Source organism: Allorhizobium paknamense, from assembly GCF_030815125.1.
Taxonomy (GTDB): domain Bacteria; phylum Pseudomonadota; class Alphaproteobacteria; order Rhizobiales; family Rhizobiaceae; genus Allorhizobium; species Allorhizobium paknamense.
Genome location: NZ_JAUSWH010000008.1, coordinates 184,163 through 202,369 on the forward strand (window position 1 = coordinate 184,163; position 18,207 = coordinate 202,369).

General features: G+C 58.5%; 16 protein-coding genes. 12 read left to right on the top strand and 4 right to left on the bottom strand.

The window, feature by feature from the left end:
- Positions 1–164: 164 nt before the first annotated feature.
- The 3 genes from QO005_RS13965 to QO005_RS13975 all read right to left on the bottom strand — a co-directional run bounded on the left by QO005_RS13965 (position 165) and on the right by QO005_RS13975 (position 4,477).
- Positions 165–896 (bottom strand): DUF1003 domain-containing protein, encoded by a 732-nt coding sequence (locus QO005_RS13965; protein ID WP_307158658.1) that lies wholly within the window; start codon positions 894–896, stop codon positions 165–167.
- Positions 897–1,027: 131 nt separating this feature from the next.
- Positions 1,028–2,320, bottom strand: a complete 1,293-nt coding sequence (gene rhaI, locus QO005_RS13970; RefSeq protein WP_307158659.1) for an L-rhamnose catabolism isomerase — start codon at positions 2,318–2,320, stop codon at positions 1,028–1,030.
- 60 nt (positions 2,321–2,380) lie between these two features.
- Entirely contained in the window at positions 2,381–4,477 is a 2,097-nt protein-coding gene (locus QO005_RS13975) for a bifunctional rhamnulose-1-phosphate aldolase/short-chain dehydrogenase (protein WP_307158660.1), read from the bottom strand.
- Between the two features lie 201 nt (positions 4,478–4,678).
- On the opposite strand from QO005_RS13975, the gene QO005_RS13980 reads away from it, so the two are divergent.
- The 8 genes from QO005_RS13980 to QO005_RS14015 all read left to right on the top strand — a co-directional run bounded on the left by QO005_RS13980 (position 4,679) and on the right by QO005_RS14015 (position 12,913).
- Entirely contained in the window at positions 4,679–5,491 is an 813-nt protein-coding gene (locus tag QO005_RS13980; RefSeq protein WP_307158661.1) for a DeoR/GlpR family DNA-binding transcription regulator, read from the top strand.
- Positions 5,492–5,652: 161 nt separating this feature from the next.
- Positions 5,653–6,588, top strand: a complete 936-nt coding sequence (rhaS, locus tag QO005_RS13985; RefSeq protein WP_370878074.1) for a rhamnose ABC transporter substrate-binding protein — start codon at positions 5,653–5,655, stop codon at positions 6,586–6,588.
- Between the two features lie 113 nt (positions 6,589–6,701).
- Positions 6,702–8,237 carry a sugar ABC transporter ATP-binding protein gene (locus QO005_RS13990; protein ID WP_370878075.1) on the top strand — a complete coding sequence of 512 codons (1,536 nt, stop codon included), beginning with the start codon at positions 6,702–6,704 and terminating at the stop codon, positions 8,235–8,237.
- Positions 8,238–8,246: 9 nt separating this feature from the next.
- Entirely contained in the window at positions 8,247–9,245 is a 999-nt protein-coding gene (locus QO005_RS13995; RefSeq protein ID WP_307158664.1) for an ABC transporter permease, read from the top strand.
- On the top strand, positions 9,242–10,255 hold the full coding sequence (locus QO005_RS14000) for an ABC transporter permease (RefSeq protein WP_307158665.1): 1,014 nt from the start codon (positions 9,242–9,244) through the stop codon (positions 10,253–10,255). The genes QO005_RS13995 and QO005_RS14000 overlap by 4 nt, the downstream gene beginning before the upstream one ends.
- Positions 10,256–10,258: 3 nt before the next feature.
- Positions 10,259–10,582: an L-rhamnose mutarotase gene (rhaM, locus tag QO005_RS14005; protein WP_307158666.1), complete on the top strand. Its 324-nt coding sequence runs from the start codon at positions 10,259–10,261 to the stop codon at positions 10,580–10,582.
- Positions 10,579–11,961: an FGGY-family carbohydrate kinase gene (locus QO005_RS14010; RefSeq protein ID WP_307158667.1), complete on the top strand. Its 1,383-nt coding sequence runs from the start codon at positions 10,579–10,581 to the stop codon at positions 11,959–11,961. Before rhaM ends, QO005_RS14010 begins: the two co-directional genes overlap by 4 nt.
- A 100-nt stretch (positions 11,962–12,061) precedes the next feature.
- Positions 12,062–12,913 carry a fumarylacetoacetate hydrolase family protein gene (locus QO005_RS14015; RefSeq protein ID WP_307158668.1) on the top strand — a complete coding sequence of 284 codons (852 nt, stop codon included), beginning with the start codon at positions 12,062–12,064 and terminating at the stop codon, positions 12,911–12,913.
- A gap of 110 nt (positions 12,914–13,023) precedes the next feature.
- Here QO005_RS14015 and QO005_RS14020 read toward each other — a convergent pair whose 3' ends face one another.
- Positions 13,024–13,734 (bottom strand): GntR family transcriptional regulator, encoded by a 711-nt coding sequence (locus QO005_RS14020; RefSeq protein ID WP_307158695.1) that lies wholly within the window; start codon positions 13,732–13,734, stop codon positions 13,024–13,026.
- Positions 13,735–14,003: 269 nt separating this feature from the next.
- Here QO005_RS14020 and QO005_RS24225 point away from each other — a divergent pair, with 269 nt between their 5' ends.
- From QO005_RS24225 to QO005_RS14045, 4 genes are all read left to right on the top strand, one after another.
- Positions 14,004–15,092, top strand: coding sequence for an ABC transporter ATP-binding protein (locus QO005_RS24225; protein ID WP_370878069.1), 1,089 nt, complete (start codon positions 14,004–14,006; stop codon positions 15,090–15,092).
- Between the two features lie 19 nt (positions 15,093–15,111).
- Positions 15,112–16,404 (top strand): ABC transporter substrate-binding protein, encoded by a 1,293-nt coding sequence (locus QO005_RS14035; RefSeq protein WP_307158697.1) that lies wholly within the window; start codon positions 15,112–15,114, stop codon positions 16,402–16,404.
- Between the two features lie 72 nt (positions 16,405–16,476).
- The gene (locus QO005_RS14040) at positions 16,477–17,382 is read left to right on the top strand and encodes an ABC transporter permease (protein WP_307158698.1); all 906 of its coding nucleotides are present in this window, start codon (positions 16,477–16,479) and stop codon (positions 17,380–17,382) included.
- A 1-nt stretch (position 17,383) separates the two neighbouring features.
- Complete coding sequence (locus QO005_RS14045) at positions 17,384–18,202, top strand: ABC transporter permease (RefSeq protein WP_307158669.1); 819 nt, start codon at positions 17,384–17,386, stop codon at positions 18,200–18,202.
- Positions 18,203–18,207: the final 5 nt, after the last annotated feature.

Sequence of the window (18,207 nt, forward strand, 5' to 3'; positions counted from 1 at the left end):
TGCTTAAAAAAATCCCGATCTGCTAGGGGAACAGCGTCGGGTTGGCCACAGGAACGTGACAGGAGAGCGTTAGCGCCTGAGGGGAGGCGGAAGGCTTTCCAATCCCTGTATAAAGGACACTAGCGGGATTCCATTACTGCAATATTAAAATTACCTAATAAAGATTATTCTTTGCCGTATTTTTCCGCGGTTGCCCGTCTTTCAAGCAGATCGATTTGAATTTGCTGGAGTTCTGCCAGCCTTTCCCATTGCCGTGCCATCTGGTGATCGATCTTCTCGTGCAATTGGCGGATCTCCAGTTCGGCGCGCAGATTGACCATGTAATCGTTTTCCGCCCGCTGCCGGTCTTTTTCCTCCTGCCGCTTCTGGCTCATCATGATGATGGGAGCCTGAAGGGCTGCGACGCAGGACAGAACGAGATTGAGGAGGATAAAAGGGTAGGGATCGAAGGGCTGGGAAAAGAGGCCGATGGTGTTGATCACCATCCAGATGACGAGGATGGCGGTGAAGAGCAGAATAAAGCTCCAGGAGCCGCCGAAAGAGGCAACAGCGTCCGCGGCCTTGTCCCCGAAGGAAAGCCTGCGTTCTCCCTCCTGGCTTACCTGCTGAACGGTGGAGGCACCACTGCCAAGATCGGCGATGACCCGGCGGTCGAGGGCCGAAAGCTCGCCGCGTTCGTCTTCCAGCAGTTTTTCGACATGCCGGCGGCGCAGCGTGTTGAGGTCGTCCTCGCAGATAAAGCCGTTTTCCGGCAATTCGCCAAGATCCTCCTCCATCAATTGCAGGGTCGCCGGGCGCAGATGCTGCAGGGAATGAAGGCGCTTCAGCGGAAATTTTTTGTGGCACACACAACAGCTGTGGCTGTCGCTTGAGGGGGTGGTATGGCGGCCGCTCACGCAAGTCTCCCGGAAAAAACAAGAGACTTTTCCTTACCGGATTTATCAGAAAAAGGCAGCGTTTTCCGGTTGCCGCGGAGGAATGCTGCCAGCCGTTTCAGCAACAACTGGCAGCATGAATGAAAATGTGATCAGACGATGCCGCCGCTGCCACCCTTGACCTGCGGACGCTCACTGGCAACCTTTTGACGGTAGCCGCTGGCGCGATAGGCGGCAACGGGATCGATTGCACCGCCATTCAGCCGTCTGGCTTCGGCAAGGATCGGTTCGACATCGGTGCGATAGGCACGCTTGAGGGTTTCTGTTGCCATCAATGCGTCATTATCGGCCTGATAGCTGTCCAAGGCGCCGCGATCCACCAGAAGAGCCTGCGCATAGGCGCGGCGGATTTCGTTGGCGCTGGCCATCAGGCTTTCAATGGGATCGGTCACGTTGTGGCTCTGGTCGATCATATGGGCCGGGTGGAAGCCTTTTACGCCACGATGGTCTGCATCCACCAATTCGTTGAAGACGAGGAACAGGCGATAAGGATCGACGGAACCGGCGTCCAGGTCATCATCACCATACTTCGAATCGTTGAAATGGAAGCCGCCGAGCTTTCCAAACTGGATGAGCCGGGCCACGATCATTTCGATATTGGTGTTCGGGGCGTGATGGCCGAGGTCCACCAGGCAGTAGGCCTTCTCGCCCAGGGTCTGGGCGATGAGGTAATTGGTGCCCCAATCCTGTACGACGGTGGAATAGAAGGCCGGTTCATACATCTTGTGTTCGGAAAACAGCCGCCAATCCTCCGGCAGCGCCTTGTAGATATCGCGCATGGCATCGAGATAGCGTTCAAAGGCCCGGGTGAAATTGCTTTGGCCCGGAAAGTTGGAACCATCGCCGATCCAGACCGTCAGCGCCTTCGAGCCGATGGCGTTGCCGATCTCGATACATTCCAGATTATGCTCGACCGCCTGACGGCGCGTACCGGCATCGACATGCGAGAGCGAGCCATATTTATAGGAATGCGCCTGATCCGGCGCATCGGAAAATGTGTTGGAATTCATCGCATCGAAGCCAAGGCCCAGCGCCGCGCCCTTGGCCTTCAGCTCTTTCGGATCCGCCTTGTCCCACGGGATATGCAGCGACACCGTCGGAGTGGCGCGGGTTAATTGCTGGATCACGCTGCAATCTTCCAGCTTGTCGAAAATGTTGCGCGGCTCGCCGAGGCCCGGAAACCGCGCAAAGCGCGTACCGCCGGTGCCCACACCCCAGGAGGGGACGGCCACGAAAAACTCGGAGACCTTTCGGGTTATCCTATCGATATCAACGGATTGGCGCGAAAGCTTTGCGCCCAGCGCCTCGTAATCGCTTTTGAGCGCGGCTGCGCGCTTTTCATTGTCGGCGGCAATCACATCGCCGGAAATCAGAAGATCGGTCATTGGCTCCTCCCAAACAGATGATCCCTCTCCCGGTTGGTTCCGGGAGAGGGGAGGGCTGATTTATCGCGTAAAGCTCTGGGCGTTCCCGGCATCGACATTGATGATGTTGCCGGTGGATTTGGCCGAGGCGTCCGACGCGAGGAAGTAGATGGCTTCGGCAATATCCTCCGGCAGCACATTCAGCTTCAGCATCGAGCGCTTGCGGTAATGTTCCTCCAACTCGTCCACCTCGATCTTCGAGGAGGCTGCGCGCTGTTCACGCCACTCCCCATTCCAGATTTTCGAGCCGCGCAGCACGGCATCGGGATTGACGGTGTTGACGCGGATGCCCGCTTCCGCACCCTCCAGAGCAAGGCAACGCGCCAGATGAATTTCCGCCGCCTTGGCCGTGCAATAGGCGGACGCATTGGGAGACGAGGCAAGACCATTCTTGGAGGCGACAAAGACGATGTTGCCGCCGATGTTCTGACGGCGGAACAGCCGGAAGGCCTCGCGCGATACCAGGAAATAACCGGTGGCCAGAATGTTGATATTCTTGTCCCACATGGCAAGCGTCGTTTCTTCCACCGGGGCGGAGGACGCAATTCCGGCATTGGAAACGAGGATGTCCACCCCCCCGAATTCGATGGCAGCCTCGGCAAAAGCGGACAGGACGGCGTCTTCCTTCGTCACATCCAGAACGACGCTGCGCACGGCATCGCTGCTGAAACGTTTTGCAAAGTCCTGCTCGGTTGCAGCCAGCGCATTTTGATCGATATCTGCCAGAACCACGCATGCCCCTTCAGAGGCAAGACGCTCTGCCGTAGCCCGGCCTATGCCCCCGGCACCGCCGGTAATGAAGGCAACGCGTCCAGCCAGGCTTTTCGGCTTTGGCATGCGCTGCAACTTCGCTTCTTCCAGTAGCCAGTATTCGATGTCAAAGGCTTCCTGCTCGGGCAGGCCCTGATATTCGGACACCGTGGACGCGCCGCGCATCACATTGATGGCGTTGACGTAAAACTCACCGGCAATACGCGCCGTTGCCTTGTCCTTGGCAAAGGACAGCATGCCAATGCCGGGGATCAGGAAGATCACCGGGTTGGGATCACGCATTTTCGGCGAGTTGTCGTGGCGGCAGGTGTTGTAATAGCGGCTGTAATCGGCGCGGTAATCCTCGAGTGCTTTGTCCAGGCCGGCAATCACCGCCTCTACATCCGGCTTTGCCGGATCGAATTCCACGATCAGCGGCCGAATTTTGGTGCGCAGGAAGTGATCGGGGCAGGAGGTGCCAAGCGCCCCGAGCGGCTTGAGGTCCTTGGAGTTGACGAATTCCAGCACCGCATCCTGATCATCGAAATGACCAAGCTTGCGCTCCGCGTTGCCGATCCGGCCACGGATTTCCGGCATCAGCCTGGCGGCGATTGCGCGGCGTTCTGCCTGAGGCAGGCTTTGGGTTACGGCGCCACCGAAGATGGTCTTGCCTTCCGTTTCTCCGGCAAACCAGAGGATGGCCTTGTTGATGATGTCGAGCGTGAGTTCATAGCAGGCCCTGGCATCATTGGCCCAGGTAAAGAGGCCGTGACTTTCCAGTACCACACCCTTGGCCTGCGGATTGGCGCGGACGAAGGCTTCCAGATCGAGACCGAGCTGGAAACCGGGGCGGCGCCAGGGCAACCAGCCGATGTCGTCTCCGAAAATCCGCTGCGTCAGATCGCGCGAATTCTTCGATGCTGCGATGGCGATGATCGCATCGGGATGCATGTGATCGACATGCGTAAAGGGCACGAAGCCATGCAGCGGCGTGTCGATGGAGGCCGCGCGCGGATTGAGGTTGAAGGTGCAATGGGGCAGGAAGCCCACCATGCGGTCTTCATCGTGAACGCCTTGGTAAAGCCCCTTCAGAGCTTCCAGCTTGTCCTGATAGAGGGTTGCAAAGCCGTCGAGCTTGATGGTGCCGACATCGCCGCCGGAACCCTTGACCCAGAGAACCTTGACGGTCTCCCCCGTCAGCGGGTCCTTCTCCATCACCTTGGCAGAGGTGTTGCCGCCGCCGTAATTGGTGATGCGCTTGTCTGCGCCCAGCAGATTGGAACGGTAAAGCAGCTTGCCGGGCTCATCGAGCGTTGCGGCATAAGCGTCGTCCCAGCGGTTTTCGAGTAGGCGGGGCTGGCCCGTCATTGGCAATCCTCCCGATATGGTGTTGTGGCCGCACCCACAGGACACGGCGTTCCTTCCTGCAGTGGTATTGCGCAGGCAAACGTGTCGTGTCAATCAAAAACGATCATAAACATTCTTATTGCGCTGCAATATAATCTTTTTTGATCGATTGTGATTGACTACGTAAAAGCTTTCTGAATTAATTTCCGTCAGGAGGACCCCATGCACGAACGCGAACGCCATCGGATTATCTTGAGCGCGATCCAGGAGAAGCCTGTGATCACGGTGCAGGATATTGCCGAGTTGACGGAAGCTTCCGAGGCGACGATCCGGCGCGATATCGCGGCTTTGCATGTGCAGGGCAAGCTTCGCCGGGTGCGGGGCGGTGCGGAAGCGATTCATCCGCCACAGCTTGGCAATCTGGCGGCGCGGCCCTTTCGCGTTTCCGAATCGATCAATATCGATAAAAAGCGCGCAATTGCGCGCGCTGCGGTGGAATTATGTGAGGAGGGTGATTCGGTCATCCTCAATGGCGGCACCACGACCTTTCAGATGGTGCATTTCATGGCCGCGCGGCGGCTGCAGGTGATGACCAATTCCTTCGCCATTGCCGAACATCTTATCAAGAATTCGAAGTGCACGGTGAATGTGCCGGGCGGCGCGATCTATCGGGACCAGAGCCTGATTCTCTCGCCGTTCGAGAACGATGCGATCCGGAATTTTTATGGCAGACGCATGTTTATCGGCGCGCAGGGCATCAGCGCACTTGGCGTGATGGAGCCGGACGCGCTGGTCATTCAGAGCGAGCAGCGGTTGATGCGTCAGGCCGAGGAACTGATCGTCATGGTCGATTCTACAAAGTTTTCCCGGCGGTCCAGCATGATCCTGTGCCCGCTGGAAAATGTCTCCACCATCATTACCGATGATGGTGTGCCGGAGGAGGCCGCCGCCATGGTGGAGGCGGCCGGGGTGAAATTGCTGACGGTAAAGCCCATGGCGTCGTCGCAAAAGGAGGGCTCTTCTTCGGTCGCATGAACGGGTTGGGGCCCTTGCACAAGCGCTGACAAAAGCGCTCGCACGGGGATGCTCAAGCTTTGGCCGCTGGGGAGCAAGGTCAATCAAAAGGGAGGATGAACATGAAACTGACAAGACGTTTATTCGGAGCAGCCAGCATTGCCTTCGTGGCCACCACGGGCATGGCGAATGCGGCTGATGTCAAGATCGCGCTGGTGGTGAAATCGCTCGGCAACGGCTTTTTCGAGGCTGCCAACAAGGGCGCGGAAGAGGCCGCCAAGGACATCGGCGGCGTGAAGATCATTTATACCGGCCCGACTACGACGACGGCGGAGGGCCAGATCGAGGTCATCAACTCGCTGATCGCGCAGGGTGTGGACGCCATCGCCATTTCCGCCAACGATCCGGATGCCGTGGTGCCGGCGCTCAAGAAAGCCGCCCAGCGCGGTATCAAGGTCATCTCCTGGGATTCCGGCGTTGCACCGGCAGGCCGTATCCTGCATCTCAATCCTTCGTCCAACGAGTTGATCGGCAAGATGTGCCTCAAACTCGCCGCCGATCACCTGCCGGATGGCAAGGGTGATTTCGCTATTCTCTCGGCCACCACCACCTCGACCAACCAGAATATCTGGATCGAGGAGATGAAGAAGCAGCTCAAGGATTTCCCGGGCCTGAACCTCGTTACCACGGTTTACGGCGACGATCTGGCTGACAAGAGCTATCGCGAGGCCAATGGTCTGTTGACCTCGAAGCCGAACGTGAAGGTGATTGTGGCGCCGACCACGGTTGGCGTGCTGGCGGCGTCACAGGCCGTGAAGGATGCCGGCAAGATCGGCCAGGTCTACGTGACCGGGCTTGGCCTGCCCTCTGAAATGGCAGGCGCCATCAAGTCCGGCGCCACGAAGGAATTTGCAATCTGGAACCCCATCGATCTTGGCTATTCGGCCACCCAGATCGCCTATCACCTCGTCAAGGGGGATGCGACCGGCAAGCCGGGAACGGAAATTCCCGCAGGTCGCATGGGCTCCATCAAGATCGGCGCCAATGGTGAGGCCGCTATGGCCGATCCCTTCGTCTACGACGCCAAGAACATCGATCAGTTTTCAAAGATCTTCTGATCGGTCTTTCTGGAGCATTTCGTCCGGAAATGCTCCAGACCAAACGGATTTGTCGAAAATTCGAGGCCTGCGGATGCAGGCCCCGGATCCGTGCATTTGAAATCCAGGACATGATGATGAGCGCCCAACTCCAGACAAACGCGGCTTCCGCTCCGGCCCATGCAGGACCGGTGCTGGAAATGCGCGGCATTTCGCAGATCTTTCCCGGCGTGAAAGCGCTGGATGGGGTGGATATTGCGCTTTATCCGGGCGAAGTGACGGCGTTGATCGGTGAAAACGGCGCAGGAAAATCGACGCTCGTCAAAATCCTGACCGGCATTTACCGACCGAATGAAGGAGAAATCCGCATTGACGGTCAAGCGGTACAGTTTGCCAGCGCTCAGGATGCCATCGATGCCGGCGTTACGGCCATCCACCAGGAAACGGTGCTGTTCGATGAATTGACCGTGGCGGAAAACATCTTTCTCGGCCATGCCCCGCGCACGCGTCTCGGGCTGATCGACTGGCAGCGCATTCACGCGCGCGCCCGGGCGCTGCTGGAACAGTTGGAAAGCCACATCGATCCGTCGATCCGCTTGAAGGATCTCTCCATCGCCCAGCGGCATCTGGTGGCGATTGCGCGCGCGCTTTCGGTGGAAGCGCGCATCGTCATCATGGATGAGCCGACGGCGGCCCTGTCACGCAAGGAAATTGACGATCTGTTTCGCATCGTCAACGGCCTGAAGGCGCAGGGCAAGGCGATCCTTTTCATCAGCCATAAATTCGATGAGCTTTACGAGATTGCCGAAAATTACGCCGTCTTCCGGGATGGCCGCATGGTGGGGGCCGGAAAGCTGCAAACCACGCCGCAGGAGGAGATCGTGCGGCTGATGGTGGGGCGCGACGTGCATGACGTTTTTCCCAAGGCGAAGGCGCAGATTGGTGGGCCGGTGCTGTCGGTTCAGGGATATAGCCACCCCACCGAGTTTCGCGATATTTCCTTTGACCTGAAGAGGGGCGAAATTCTCGGCATTTACGGTCTGATCGGCGCCGGGCGCTCCGAACTGTGCCAGGCGCTGTTCGGTATTACGCGTCCGTCTTCCGGAACATTGTCGCTGGAGGGCAGGGCGCTTTCGATTGCCTCCTCCGCTGACGCGATTGCCGCCGGTATCGTTTATGTTCCGGAAGAGCGGGGCCGCCATGGGCTCGCGCTGCAAATGCCGATCTATCAGAACATGTCGCTTCCATCGCTCGGACAGACGTCGCGCAAGGGTTTCCTGCGGGTTGCGGAGGAATTCAGGCTGGCGCGGCATTATGCGGAACGGCTGGATTTGAGGGCTGCTGCCCTCTCCGTGCCGGTCGGCACGCTCTCCGGCGGCAATCAGCAGAAAGTAGTGATCGGCAAATGGCTGGCGACGAAGCCGAAGGTCATCATTCTCGATGAACCCACCAAGGGCATCGATATCGGCTCCAAGGCTGCCGTTCACGGCTTTATTTCCGAACTGGCGGCAGAGGGGCTTTCGATCCTGATGATCTCGTCCGAACTGCCGGAAATTCTCGGCATGTCAGACCGGGTAATGGTGATGCGCGAGGGCCTGATGGCAGGCCTTTACGACCGGGAAGGGCTGACGCCGGAAATGCTGGTGCGCGCTGCCACCGGCAATATGTGAGGTTCCAACATGAAAACCCTTTTGCGACATCGCGAAGCAGCGCTGGCCGTGATTATTGCCGCGCTGGTTCTGATCTTCGCCAGCCGGGCCGATGGTTTCGCCAGCCCAGGCAATCTTGGCAATATCTTCAATGATACCTCCATTCTGATCATTCTGGCGCTGGGCCAGATGGTGGTCATCCTCACCAAGTCGATCGATCTCTCGGTCGCGGCCAATCTGGCACTGACCGGCATGGCCGTTGCCATGCTGGATGCCACCTATCCAGGCCTGCCGCTGATTCTGCTGGTTCTGGCGGCGATCGTTATCGGGGCCGCCCTCGGGGCCTTGAATGGCTATCTTATCTGGTGGCTGGGCATGCCATCCATCGTGGTGACGCTGGGGACATTGACCATCTATCGCGGCATGGCCTTCGTGTTGTCCGGCGGTGCTTGGGTCAATGCGCATCAGATGACCGCTGATTTCCTCAATATGCCGCGTCAGGTGCTGTTGGGGCTACCTGTCTTGTCCTGGCTGGCAATCCTGGTGGTGGCGCTGGCCTGGCTGGTGATGCGTCGCACACCCTTCGGCCGTGCCGCTTATGCGGCGGGCGGCAATCCAACGGCGGCGGTCTATGCCGGGATCAATATCGGCCGCACCCAGTTTCTCGCCTTCGTGGTTTCCGGCACGCTGGCCGGTCTCTGCGGCTATCTCTGGGTTTCCCGTTATGCCGTGGCCTATGTGGATGTCGCCAATGGGTTTGAACTGGATACGGTTGCGGCTTGCGTAATCGGCGGCATTTCCATTGCTGGCGGCATTGGCAGCGTGGCGGGAACGGTGCTTGGGGCGCTGTTTCTGGGAGTTATCAAGAATGCCTTGCCGGTCATCGGCATCTCGCCGTTTGCGCAGATGGCCATTTCCGGTTTCGTGATCGTGCTGGCGGTGGTTTTCAATGCGCGGGCCGAACGGCGCAAGGGGCGGATCATCCTGCGTGACCGTTCAGCCGCGACGAGCAAGGAGGTGACGGCATGAGCGAGCTTTCTTTAAAAGACGGCGCTGGCCGTCGGCGCATTCCGGATCGTCTGGCAACGCCATGGCGACGCTTGCTCGGCAGTTGGGAATTGCTGCTGTTGGGCGTGGCGGTGCTGATCTTCATCGCCAATACACTGGCATCCCCCTACTTCCTCGATGCCTGGAACCTCTCCGACGCAACCTTCAACTTCACGGAAAAGGCAATGATTGCCTTTGCCATGACCCTGCTGGTGATTGCGGGCGAAATCGATCTCTCCGTCGCAGCCATTATTGCCCTTGCGTCCACCGCCATGGGGGCCGCAGCGCAGATGGGTGTCGATACGCCGGGGCTGGTGGGGATTGGAATCGGCGTCGGCCTGATCTGCGGTGCGATCAATGGCATCATGGTGGCAGGGCTGAAACTGCCCTCTATTGTCGTGACCATCGGCACGATGAGTCTGTTTCGCGGCATTTCCTATATTGTGCTGGGGGATCAGGCCTATGGCAAATATCCCGAGAGTTTCGGGTATTTCGGTCAGGGTTATGTGGCCTGGGTGTTTTCCTTCGAGCTTTTGCTGTTCGTGCTGATGGCTGTGGTGTTTGCGCTGCTCCTGCATGCCACGAATTTTGGCAGGCAGGTGTTCGTCATCGGCAATAACGCTTTCGCTGCACGCTTTTCCGGAATTCCGGTGGAGCGGGTGAAGTTCATTCTTTTCCTGCTGACCGGGTTGATGAGCGGCATAGCCAGCGTCTGCCTCACCTCGCGGCTCGGTTCTACCCGTCCATCGATTGCGCAGGGCTGGGAGTTGGAGGTGGTGACGATGGTCGTGCTGGGCGGCGTCGCAATCACCGGCGGGGCAGGGACCATCGGCGGCGTGGTGATTGCCGCCTTCGTCATGGGGCTCGTGACCTTCGGCCTTGGGTTGATGAACGTGCCTGGTATCGTGATGTCGATCTTTATCGGCCTGCTTTTGATCATCACCATCGCTCTGCCCATTCTGGTGCGGCGGCTGCGCAATCTTCGGAGTTGAGCCATGACGGAAACCGAAAAATACGCTTTCAAAATGCAGCTCAATCCCGGCATGGAGGCCGAATATCGCAAGCGGCATGATGAGATCTGGCCGGAACTGGTGCATCTTTTGCAAGAGGCGGGTGTCAGCGATTATTCGATCCATCTCGACCGGGAAACCAATACGCTGTTCGGCCTGCTGACGCGGCGTAAGGATCACCGCATGGCGGAACTGCCGCATCACCCGCTGATGAAACGCTGGTGGAACCACATGGCGGATATCATGGCGACCCATCCTGACAATTCGCCGATTGCCATCGACCTCGAGCCGGTCTTCTACATGTCATGAGCCAGTATCGTCAGATTGCGGTCATCGATATTGGCAAGACCAATGCCAAGGTCGTCGTGCTTTCCAGTGAGGACGGGCAGGAAATCGCGGCCCGGCGCACACCCAATCGGGTCTTGTCCGGGCCGCCCTATGGGCATTTCGATGCGAAGGGGCTCTGGGCTTTCATTCTGGAAAGCCTGCGGGACTTTGCAGTTCAGCCGGGGTATGAGGCGATTTCCATCACCACCCATGGCGCCAGTTGCGTGGTGCTGGATGGGGATGGTGAACTGGCGCTGCCAATCATCGACTACGAATATCTCTATCCGCCGGAGGTGGTTGCGGCTTACGAGACCATAAGGCCGGGCTTTGCAGAGAGTTTTTCACCCCGCCTGCCGGGGGGATTGAATGTCGGCGCGCAACTGCATTTTCAAAGGACGTGCTTTCCCGAGGCCTTTGCAAAGGTTCGCACTGTTCTGACCTATCCGCAATATTGGGCTTTTCGTCTGACGGGTGTTCTCGCCAATGAAGTGACCTCGCTTGGGTGCCATACCGATCTCTGGTGTCCTGAAGAGGGCGCGTTTTCGCCGCTCGTCGATGCGCTGGAGATGCGGGAGAAGATGGCGCCGATGCGATCGGCCTTTGACGTGCTTGGCCCCGTGAAGGACGATGTGCGGCAGGTGTTGCAACTGCCGGCACCGGTCCCTGTCTATTGCGGTATTCATGACAGCAATGCCTCGTTGCTGCCGCATCTTTTGAGGCGCAAGCCGCCCTTTTCGGTTCTTTCCACCGGGACGTGGATCATCAGCTTTGCAGTGGGCGGTCGGGCCGAAGGGCTTGATCCCGGGCGGGATACGCTTTGCAATGTCGATGCCTATGGACGTGCCGTGCCCTCTGCCCGCTATATGGGCGGACGGGAATTCGAACTGCTGACGGCGGGGGTGACGCCGCCTTCCGATGGTGAGATCGAAGCTGCCGTCTTCGCGGTGCTTGAGCGGGGAGTGATGATCCTGCCGAACGCCGGGGAGGGATGCGGGCCACTGCCGGGGCAGAGGCTGGAATGGGTTGGCAAACCGGTCAACGCCGCGGAACAGGTTGCGGCAGTCTCACTCTACAGTGCCATGATGACGAATGCATCCCTGGCTCTCATCGCTGATGCGGGTCCGGTGGTGGTGGAGGGGCCGTTTGCGAAAAATCACCTCTATCTCAGGGCGCTTGCAGCGCTGACCGGTCGTAAGGTGATCGTCGCGGAAGGCGGTACGCCAACGGGCACGGCCGAAGGCGCCGCTTTGCTGACGGGTATTGCTGCCCCTGCCATTCAGGAAAAAGTGATCGGCCCGGCGGGGCTGGATTTATCGCGCTATCACGCTCTCTTCCAGCAGCGCGTTGCGGCAAGGCAATAGACATCGCTTGGTTTTACGCCCTTGGCTTGCTACCACGGTTGTATTGGTGCGGACGTGATTTTCGATGACGCAGGCGCCCGTGCAAGGATGGAGCGATTTCATGAAGTTTGTAAGTTTTACCCGTTTGGGCAAGGCGGGTTTCGGTGCCTGGATCGATGGCGGCATCGTGGATCTGACTGGCCGGCTGGCTGCCGATTGCCTGACGCTGAAGCAGGCGCTGGTGGAAGACCTTCTGGAAATTGCCGCAGAATATGCAATAGATCGAAAGCCGGAACTGGCGCTTTCCGATGTCACGCTTCTGCCAGTCATTCCCGATCCCCAGAAAATTCTCTGCATTGGCGTGAACTATGTTGCGCACCGTGAGGAAACCAAGCGGCCGGAAGTGCAGTATCCTACGGTGTTCATCCGCTTTGCCGATAGTCAGATCGGCCACGGTGCGCCGCTTGTGAAGCCCGCCCGCTCCGAATGCCTCGATTTCGAGGCCGAACTGGCGGTGATCATTGGGCGGGGTGGCCGCAATATCAGCGAAGAGGATGCGATGTGGCATGTGGCGGGCTATGCCTGCTATAATGACGGTTCGGTTCGCGACTGGCAGCGCCACACTTCGCAATTTGCCCCGGGCAAGAATTTTCCGGCCACCGGCGCCTTCGGCCCGGCTTTGGTCACGGCGGATGAGATCGAGGATTATACGGCTCTTTCCATCACCGGACGGCTGAATGGCACCGTCGTGCAGCAGGCAGGTCTTTCCGATCTGATTTTCACGATCCCGCAATTGATCGCCTATCTGTCGGCCTTCACCAGCTTATCCGCGGGCGATGTCATTCTCACCGGCACGCCGGGCGGCGTGGGCGAGCGGCGCGACCCGCCGCTCTATCTCAAGGCTGGCGATGTATTTGAGGTGGATATTCCAGGTGTCGGGCGTCTGCTCAACCCGGTGATCGCCGAAGGCTGAAACGCGACTTAGAGCATTTCCAGGAAAAGTGGGAACCGGTCTTCCGCCCGGAAATGCGTAAAAACAAAGAGTTAGAGCATTTCAGTGTTTCCGTGAAACACTGAAATGCTCTAAAGACCCAGTGCATCCTTCAAGGCCAGACCTTCGCGCAGACGAAGGTCCAGGTCTGCTTCTATATGGTCGATATGATGCAGCATCAGCGCGCTGGCCGTTGCTGCATCGCGGTTGCGCAAGGCATCCAGAATGCCATGATGTTCGTTGTGGCCGCAGCTGGAAATGCCGGAGCCGCCGTAAAGGGCAATGACCAGCGATGAACGTGCGACCAACTCGTCCATGAATTTTTGCAGGATGGCATTGCCTGCCACTTTTGCCAGCAACAGGTGAAAGTCCCCAGATGCCTTGATTTCCGCACGCCTCGCCGCCGGGCCGCGCGCATTGAGGTGGCGTTCTTCATCCTCCAGGTGTTGCTGAAACAGGGTAAGATCCGGTTCCGTCAATCGCTCGACAGCGGAAAGGACAATTCCGGGCTCGATCATTCGCCGTGCCGCGAAGACCTGGCGAGCCTCTTCCGGCGTTGGATTGGATACAAAAGCACCCCTGTTTCGTTCCGTCTTTATCAGGCCTTCGAAGGCCAACATCTGGAGTGCACTGCGGACAACCGTGCGGCTGACGTCAAACAGTTCGCCGACTTCAGCCTCGGAAAGCTTGGTTCCCGGCGCAAGTCTTCGATCTATGATTGCATTTCTCAACGATTCGCGAACAGAAAAGGCGCGATCTTCGCTCAGATTATCCTGAAAAATCCATTTGTCCTGAAGGCTCATGATCACCGCCTCGTGCTTATGCCGTCCCTTGTACATGGAATGCGGCACAGTGGAAAGGGAGGTGTTTTGATAGGTCGGGTTAGGGATTGCATACGATTTAGTCATTGACTGGAAACAATCGCTGGAAAATTGCGCATTTGCGATGCGTTTGCCGACTTGCATTGGCGCGACTTTCAAAAGATCGATGATTAACAACAGTTTAAGCGGTCTTCTCGAGTTTGGCACGCCAGATGCATTCATTGGGGTGGGTGCATGAAAGGGACTGCTGAATGAGCAAAGCTGCCGCGATCGATATTGCCGGAGTTTCCAAAATCTACGGAAATACCACGGCGGTGCATGAGATCAGCCTGAAGATTCCGGCTGGCACCTATTGCTGCCTGCTTGGCCCTTCCGGCTGCGGCAAGACCTCAACGCTGCGCATGATTGCCGGTCATGAAACCATCTCCGCCGGGGACATTCTGCTCGGCAACACCAATATCACCGATCTGCCGCCCGCCCGGCGCGGCACGGCGATGATGTTTCAGTCCTACGCGCTGTTTCCCCATCTTGACCTGATCGACAATGTTGCTTTCAGCCTGAAGATGAAGGGCGTGGACAAGCAGGCGCGCCATGCCAAGGCGTTGGAGATGCTGCGGCTGATGCAGCTTGAGCCCTATGCCAACCGCCGTCCGGCGCAGCTTTCCGGCGGCCAGCAACAGCGTGTGGCTCTTGCGCGCGCGCTGATCACCGATCCGGAAGTGCTGCTCCTTGATGAGCCGCTTTCTGCTCTCGACCCCTTCCTGAAAATCCGCATGCGGGCGGAGTTGAAGAAGCTCCAGACCTCGCTGGGCATTACCTTCGTGCATGTGACTCACAGCCAGGAAGAGGCGATGGCACTGGCCGATCTGATCGTCATCATGAATGATGGCCGGATCGAACAGGCCGCCCCGCCGCGGACAGTTTTCCAGCGTCCCGCGACGGCGTTCGTCGCTCGCTTCATGGGCGATCATAATGTCATTTCCGGTCGCGTGACCGCAGTTGGCGAAGGCTCGGTCACGATTTCCGTCGCCGGTGGCGGTGATTTCACGGCCTCCGGCCAGGCTGAAATCGGAGCGCCCGTGGATATCGCGGTACGTACGGACCGGGTGCGGATCGGAGAAGGCGGCGTGCCCGGTCTCGGTTTCACCGGCTCGGTCACCAATGTCGAATATCGCGGCTCGACCGTGAAGCTGATGCTGAGCGGGGCGGGGGTCGAAGACTTCACCGCCATTCTTAGCGAAAGCGCCTATTTCGCCAACCCGGTCAAGGTTGGCGAGGCTGTGGTCCTGAACTGGGACCTGGCCGATGCCATTCTGCTCGGCGGCCCTGCCGCCGGATAATCATAACCAGAGGAGAACGATAATGACGGATACCAAACAGCAGAAGACGGGTGTGACGCGGCGCTCGCTGTTGAAGACGGGCGCAGCTGCCGCCGGTCTTGCAGCGGGTTCGGGCGCTCTCACCGGCTTCCCGACGATCTGGGCGCAGTCCAAGATCACCCTGCGTCAGTTCGGCACCGGTGTTTCCAACATCAATGCTATTGCCGAACAGTGCAAGAAGGACCTCGGCATTACGCTGGAAATGACGGCAACCGATTCCGACGCCGCTGCCCAGCGCGCGGTCACGCAGCCGAATTCCTATGATATCGCCGATATCGAATACTGGATCCTGAAAAAGGTTTACCCCACCGGCGTGATCCAGCCGATGGATGTGAAGAAGCTGAAATATTACGACAAGGTCGTGCCGCTGTTCAAAAACGGCAAGCTGAAGCCGGACAGTGTCATCGCACAGGGCACCGCACCGCATACGGTGGGCTATGTCGAGAAGGCTGGCGCCAAGACCTTCGCCAAGGGTGAGACCGAATGGTTCACCATGATGCCGACGATCTACAATGCCGATACGCTTGGCATTCGTCCCGACCTGGTGGGCCGCGAGATCACCACCTGGGCCGATATCATGGATCCGGCCTTCAAGGGCAAGACGTCGATCCTCAACATTCCCTCCATCGGCATCATGGATGCGGCCATGATCATGGAGGCCATGGGCCAGATCAAATATGCCGACAAGGGCAATATGACGAAGGCCGAGATCGACAAGACCATCGAATTCCTGATCAAGGCCAAGCAGGGCGGCCAGTTCCGCGCGTTCTGGAAGAGCTTTGATGAATCCGTCAACCTGATGGCCTCGGGCGAAGTGGTCATCCAGTCCATGTGGTCTCCGGCTGTTGCTGCCGTTCGCTCCAAGGGCATCGCCTGCAAATACCAGCCGCTGAAGGAAGGCTATCGCGCCTGGGGCGGCGGTCTCGGCCTTGCATCGCATCTCAAGGGTGCGCAGCTCGATGCCGCCTATGAATACATCAACTGGTACACCTCGGGCTGGGTGGGCGCTTACCTCAACCGTCAGGGCTATTACTCGGCCTGCATGGATACCGCCAAGAACTTCATGACGGCAGATGAGTGGGGCTACTGGATCGAGGGCAAGGCTGCCCAGGGCGATATCCTCTCGCCAGAAGGCAAGGTGATGGAAAAGGCCGGTGCCGTGCGTGACGGCGGTGCCTTCGAAGACCGCATGGGCAAGGTTGCCTGCTGGAACTCCGTCATGGACGAAGACCGCTACATGGTCCGTCGCTGGAACGAGTTCATCGCGGCCTGATGTCGATGAGGCTCTCCCCCGGCCAAGGGGGAGGGCCTTGCAATTCCCGAACGAGGACGAGGAGACTGAATGATGGCAACGGTGCGCTTTATCGGCGCTGGCGAGCCCCGCCAAGCACGGCATCTAAAGTTGCCGTCCTGGCTGCCGGCCTATCTCGAGGCGCTGCCGCTGACGCTCATTCTCGGGGGCTTCCTCGCCTTGCCGATCCTGATGATCGCCGTCGTCAGCTTCTGGGATTATGACTTTGCCCAGATGTATCCCGGTTTCGTGACCTTCAACTATACCGAAACGCTGGGCTCCTGGGTGACCTGGAAAACCTATCTGAATACGCTGAAATATGCCGCCATCGTCTGGGCGCTGACCCTGGTGATCGGTTTCTGGATTGCCTATTTCCTGGCCTTTCACATTCGCTCTGCTGCCATGCAGGGGCTGTTGTTTCTGGTCTGCACCGTGCCGTTTCTGACCTCGAATATCATTCGCATGATCTCGTGGATCCCGGTTCTGGGCCGCAATGGCATCGTCAATCAGGCGCTGGTTGGCTCCGGCATCCTTTCCGAGCCTGTGGAATGGCTGCTTTATTCCGATTTTGCCGTCATTCTCGCCATGGTGCATCTCTACACGCTGTTCATGGTCACGCCGATCTTCAACACGCTGATGCGTATCGATCGGTCTCTCGTTGAGGCAGCGCGTGATGCGGGCGCCTCCGGCTGGCAGATCCTCACCAATGTCATTCTGCCGCTGGCCAAGCCCGGCATGGCGATTGGCACCATTTTTGTCGTGACGCTGGTCATGGCGGATTTCTCGACGGTGCAGGTGATGTCCGGCGGTCAGAGCGCCTCCGTTGCGTTGATGATGAAGAACCAGATGTCACTGCTGCAATATCCGGCGGCGGCGGCCAATGCGGTGGTTCTGCTGGTGCTGGTCTTGCTGATGGTCGCGGGCATCATGCGCATTGTCGATATTCGCAAGGAGCTTTGAGATGGGGTCGGAAAAGCGTTCCCGCGAATTCTATGTTCTGGCGGCATTCTTCGGCCTGTTCGTGCTGTTTCTCTATGGGCCTTTGTCAGCGATCTTCATTCTCTCTTTCCAGGGGGAAAATGGTGGCCTGACCTTCCCTCTGAACGGGGTATCGCTGCACTGGTTTGCCAATCTGTTCGAAACGCAGGCCGTGGGCGATTTTGGCGGTTCTTTCCGCCGCTCGTTTTCGCTCGGCATTATGGTCATGGTGGTGACAGTGGTGGTTTCGCTGCTGGCGGGGCTTGCCTTTCGTCGGAAATTCGCTGGCGCCACGGCACTCTTCTATCTGTCCGTCGCCAGCCTTGTGGTGCCGTCCATCATCGTCTCGCTTGGTATTGGCGTTCTTTTCCAGCAGCTTGGGCTGGAACCTTCATGGTATAGTTCGGCCTTTGGTGCGCATCTGACCTGGACGCTGCCTTTCGGCGTTCTCATCATGTTTGCCGTCTTCAATCGCTTTTCTCCGGCTTACGAGGAGGCCGCGCGCGATCTCGGCGCCAGCGCTTGGCAGACCTTTCGCTATGTGCTGTTGCCGATGATCGCGCCGTCCCTGATCGGTGTCGGCCTGTTCGGCTTTTCGCTCTCCTATGACGAGTTTGCCCGCACGCTGATGACCGCAGGCACCTTCAACACGCTGCCTCTTGAGATCTACGGGATGACCACGAATGTGACGACCCCGGTGCTCTATGCGCTGGGCACTGTGACGACGCTGTTCTCTTTCCTGGTGATCCTGGCAACGCTGTTCATCATTCGCCGCATCAATGGCCAGCGGCGCGGGGCTTGATCTGT